Consider the following 4,642-nt stretch of genomic DNA (forward strand, 5'->3'; position numbering starts at 1 on the left):
AATTTATTCATAATGATTATTTTTTAAGATAATACATTGACAAATTATTTTGTATTATTATACTTAAACTAAAAAATTAATTATAAAATTTATTTGTATTGAAGAGGTTTTTATTATAATGAAAAAAATTATTATAATTGGCGGAGTCGCCGCTGGAATGAGCGCCGCTGCAAAGGCAAGAAGATTGGATAAAGAAGCGAAAATTACCGTATATGAAAAAACGGAATTCGTTTCTTGGGGAGCTTGCGGAATGCCTTATTATGTCGGAGGATTTTTTGACGATTCTAATGTTATGATAGCGAGAACTGCCGAAGCGACAATAAAATCGGGAATTGATTTAAAAATAAAAAACGAAGTTCTAAAAATAGATTCTAAAAATAAAAAAGTTTTGGTTAGAGATTTGGAAACGAATAAAGAATTTGAGGACGAATACGACAGCCTTTTAATAACTACGGGAGCGAAAGCGATTATTCCAAATATAGAAAATATCAATATTGGAAATGTGTCGACTTTGAAAGATTTTAAAGACGCTTTGAATATGAAAGAAAAAATGAAAGACGAAAATATAAAAAATGTCGTAATACTGGGAGCTGGTTTTATAGCGATTGAAATTGCGCATGCATTAAAACATTTGGGTAAAACCGTTTCTATTATTCAACGTTCGGACAGAGTATTTGGAAATAAATTTGATAAAGAATTTTCCGATTTGGCTATAGAACATATAAAAGAAAAAGTAGATTTGCATTTAAACGAAAAAGTTTTATCTCTCGAATCGGATGAAAATAACAATGTAAAATCTTTGATAACCGATAAGGGAAAATATAAAGCCGATTATGTCGTTATTGCAATAGGCGTTATTCCTAATAGCGATTTGGCTAAAGAAACGGGAATAAAATTGGCGGGCAACGGAGCTATAATTGTAGACAGAGAAGGAAAAACAAATATTGATTCTATATACGCGGCTGGAGATTGCGCCACTATTTACGATAAAGTTTTGGACGAACAAAATTATTTTTCACTTGCTACGGGAGCGAATAAATTGGGAAGAATGGTTGCAAGTAATTTAGTCGGCGGGCATGAAAAATTTTTAGGAAGTTTTGGAAGCGCATGCATACTCGCTTTTGAAATTGAATTTGCAAGAACGGGAATAACCGAAGAAGAAGCTAAAAAAAGAAATATAAATTATAAAACTGTAACGATTAAAGATGTTGACCATGCTCATTATTATCCTAATTACGAAGATTTGCATATAAAGTTAATATATTCCGCTGATAGTCGAAAAATTTTAGGCGGACAAATTGCGGGAAAAAGAGGAGCGGTTTTAAGAGCGGATGTTATAGCTACTGCAATATATTCTGGGCTTACGGTAGACGAACTTGGAATGCTCGATTTATGCTATGCGCCGCCTTTTGCAAGAACTTGGGACGCTTTGAATGTTGCGGGAAACGCGGCAAAATAATAGAATATAACGAAGAAAATAACCGAATTTATGGATTTTAAATATATTTATATTCTTGACAAAAATATATTTTATAGTAAAATAATTAAACTTAAAATTATTAAGTCAATTACTGGGGTGTCGTCAAGCGGTAAGACAATTGGTTTTGGTCCAATTATTCGGGGGTTCGAATCCTCCCACCCCAATATATCCGCTTAAATTTAGGATTGTAAAAATGAGTATGGAAAACGAGATACTGGTTTTAAGTGGCACGGCTAATCCAAAACTTGCCGAAGATGTCGTTAAAAACATGGGACTCAATCTGGGCGATATGGAAATTCGCAGATTTGCAGACGGAGAAGTTTTCGTCCAAGTGGGAGAGCCTGTGAGAAATAAGGATGTATATGTAATACAGCCAACGGGCAGACCTTCGAGTAATGAAAACTGGATGGAACTTTACTGCGTGATAGACGCTTTGAAAAGAGCGAGCGCAAAAAGAATAACGGCGGTGATTCCTTATTACGGCTATTCGAGGCAGGACAGAAAAAACGAACCGAGAGTTCCGATAACGGCTAAATTGGTTGCGAATTTACTTGCGGAATCTGGAGCGGGCAGAGTTTTATGTTTGGATTTGCATGCGGCTCAGATTCAAGGATTTTTCGATATACCAGTCGACCATATGCAGTCTAAAAATATATTTTTGGATAAGATAAGAAAAGACCTTGATATTTCAAATTCCATCATAGTTTCGCCCGATATAGGCGGAATAGGAAGAGCTAGACTCATAGCAAAAGCCTTAAAACTCGATATAGCGATTATTGATAAAAGAAGAGACAGAGCGAACGAAAGCGAGGTTATGAATATAATCGGAGATGTTAAAGGAAAAGACGCAATTATTGTGGACGATATAATCGACACGGGAGGAACTCTTATAAAAAGTATGCATGCCTTGAAACAGGCGGGAATGAAAAGAATATTCGTATTCATAACGCATGCGGTTTGTTCGGGCGATGTTTATGAAAGAATTAACGCGAGCGAAATCGACAAACTTTATATAACGGATAGTTTGAAAGTTATGACGGAGAGACTCGGAAATAAAATAGAAATTATTTCGGTAGCTCCAGCGATTGCGGACGCCATTAGACATATACATATGGAAATGTCTATAAGCGTTTTATTTGATAAATGAAATTAATAAAATTTGAAGATAAATTAAAAAAGATAAATTAATTTGAAATTTAGAATAAGGAAGTAAAAATGAGCGAAAATTATACTATTAAAGCGTTACAAAGAGACACTAAAACAAAAAGCGTTGGAAAAAAATTAAGAAACGAAGGCTACGCGCTTGCCTCTCTTTACGGAAGAGGAAAAGAATATTCCATAGCCGTAGAATTAAAAGATTTCAAAAAAGTATTTTCTTCTGCGGGACAGCATTCCATTATAACTTTGGATATAGAAAACGATAAACCGAGAGAAGTTTTGGTGAAAGATTATCAAATTGATGGAATAAAAAGAACCATTACTCATATAGATTTTTACGAAATCGACAGAAATAAAAAAATTAAAACTTTCGTTCCTATTCACATCGAAGGAATTCCAGAAGGAGTTCGTTTGGGCGGCGGAACTTTGGAACAGGTGGAATACGAACTTCCTATAAAGGCTTTTCCAGATTCTATACCGAGAGAGCTTATCGTTGATGTTAGCGATTTGAAAGTGGGAAGCAGTTTGCATATTAGCGATATTAAATTTCCAGAAGGCGTTGACCCAGTAGGAGATTCTTCAAAAGCGGTAGTTACAGTCGTTACAACTCAAGATGAAGATAATGTAAACAAAAAAGAGGAAACTCCAGCGTCATAATTTAATTGGGTATTTATTATATGATGAAATTAGTTATGGGGCTTGGAAATCCCGGCGAAGAGTATAAAAATCATAGGCATAATGTCGGCTATATGATATTGGATAGAATGGCTAAAAAGCTCGGAGTCGATATGGAAATCAGAAAGAAGAAAACCATATTTGGAAGAGGAAAGCATGGAAGAATGGAATATTTGCTTTTGAAACCTCTTACTTTTATGAATCTTTCGGGCGAAGCGGCTTTATATATGGCAAGTTTCATGAAAATACTCGTTGACGATATTATAGTTATTTATGACGACATGAATGTTCCAGTTGGAAAATTCAGAGTAGTTCCCGCAAAAAAAGATGACGATATTTACGGAGATAGAGAACCGAAAGAAGGTCCGCTTAAACATAACGGCATTAAAAGTATAGAGGATTCTTTAAAAAGTAATAATTTCACAAGAATCGGAGTTGGAATTGGAAATCCAGCGGAAAACGAAGAGATAGCCGATTTTTTGCTCGCTCCGTTTACGAAAGAAGAAAGAAGAAAAATAAAAGATATATCCGAAGAAATAATTGACGCCGCCTGCATAGCTTTATTTGAATCTCCAAAAGCGGCTAAAAATAAATACAATGACTAAACTGCTTATAGGTCTTGGAAATCCCGGCGAAGAATATAAAAACAGCAGACATAATATCGGTTTTATTATGCTCGATAAAATAGCGGAAAATCTATCTATCGGTTTTGATAATCATAAAAAAAAATCTTTATACGCGAGAATGAAAAAAGACGAAAATCAATTTATACTTCTTAAACCGCAGACATTCATGAATCTTTCGGGAGAATCGGCGCTTCATATTTCAAAATTATTTAATGTTTCAGTCGAAGATATTTTTGTTATTTATGACGATATGGATTTGCCTTTTGGAACTTTTAAGATAAAAAAAGGCGGAAGTTCGGGCGGGCATAACGGAATAAAAAGTTTGATAGCTCAATTACAAAGCGATAATTTTTTTAGAATAAGAATCGGAATCGGCAGACCGAATTTTGGAAAAAAAGTAAACGATTATGTTTTGTCGTCTTTTAGTAAAAGCGAGAGAGAAATTATTGATAAAGATATTTCGGAGAAAGTTATAGAAGCCGTGAAAGTGGCTTTATTCGAGTCGCCAATAATAGCGCAGAATAGGTTTAATAAAAAAGCGAGTAAAGAGTAGATAAATTTTGTTTAACAAAATTTTTTCAAGTTGACAAAAATTTTTAAATGTTATAAAATATAACTCAATTAATCAATGTTAAAAAAATAAATTAATTGTTGACATTATTTTAAAAGATTGTATAATGATTGCAATTAATTAATATTTTGA

General features: G+C 33.9%; 5 protein-coding genes and 1 tRNA gene. All 6 read left to right on the forward strand.

Going from position 1 to position 4,642, the window contains the following annotated elements; genetic code table 11:
• Positions 1 to 118: 118 nt before the first annotated feature.
• The 6 genes from ACR0QS_RS11285 (at position 119) to pth (ACR0QS_RS11310) (ending at position 4,492) form a co-directional block, all read left to right on the forward strand.
• Complete coding sequence (locus tag ACR0QS_RS11285; RefSeq protein WP_432633550.1) at positions 119 to 1,459, forward strand: CoA-disulfide reductase; 1,341 nt, start codon at positions 119 to 121, stop codon at positions 1,457 to 1,459.
• 113 nt (positions 1,460 to 1,572) lie between these two features.
• A tRNA-Gln gene (locus ACR0QS_RS11290) sits at positions 1,573 to 1,644 on the forward strand.
• A gap of 29 nt (positions 1,645 to 1,673) precedes the next feature.
• Complete coding sequence (locus ACR0QS_RS11295) at positions 1,674 to 2,627, forward strand: ribose-phosphate diphosphokinase (protein ID WP_432633551.1); 954 nt, start codon at positions 1,674 to 1,676, stop codon at positions 2,625 to 2,627.
• A 68-nt stretch (positions 2,628 to 2,695) separates the two neighbouring features.
• Positions 2,696 to 3,295 (forward strand): 50S ribosomal protein L25, encoded by a 600-nt coding sequence (locus tag ACR0QS_RS11300; protein ID WP_432633552.1) that lies wholly within the window; start codon positions 2,696 to 2,698, stop codon positions 3,293 to 3,295.
• Positions 3,296 to 3,315: 20 nt separating this feature from the next.
• Complete coding sequence (gene pth / locus ACR0QS_RS11305) at positions 3,316 to 3,918, forward strand: aminoacyl-tRNA hydrolase (RefSeq protein WP_432633553.1); 603 nt, start codon at positions 3,316 to 3,318, stop codon at positions 3,916 to 3,918.
• Positions 3,911 to 4,492, forward strand: a complete 582-nt coding sequence (pth, locus tag ACR0QS_RS11310) for an aminoacyl-tRNA hydrolase (RefSeq protein ID WP_432633554.1) — start codon at positions 3,911 to 3,913, stop codon at positions 4,490 to 4,492. Before pth (ACR0QS_RS11305) ends, pth (ACR0QS_RS11310) begins: the two co-directional genes overlap by 8 nt.
• Positions 4,493 to 4,642: the final 150 nt, after the last annotated feature.

The sequence above is a fragment of the Brachyspira sp. genome (assembly GCF_050873525.1).
Classification (GTDB): Bacteria; Spirochaetota; Brachyspiria; order Brachyspirales; family Brachyspiraceae; genus Brachyspira.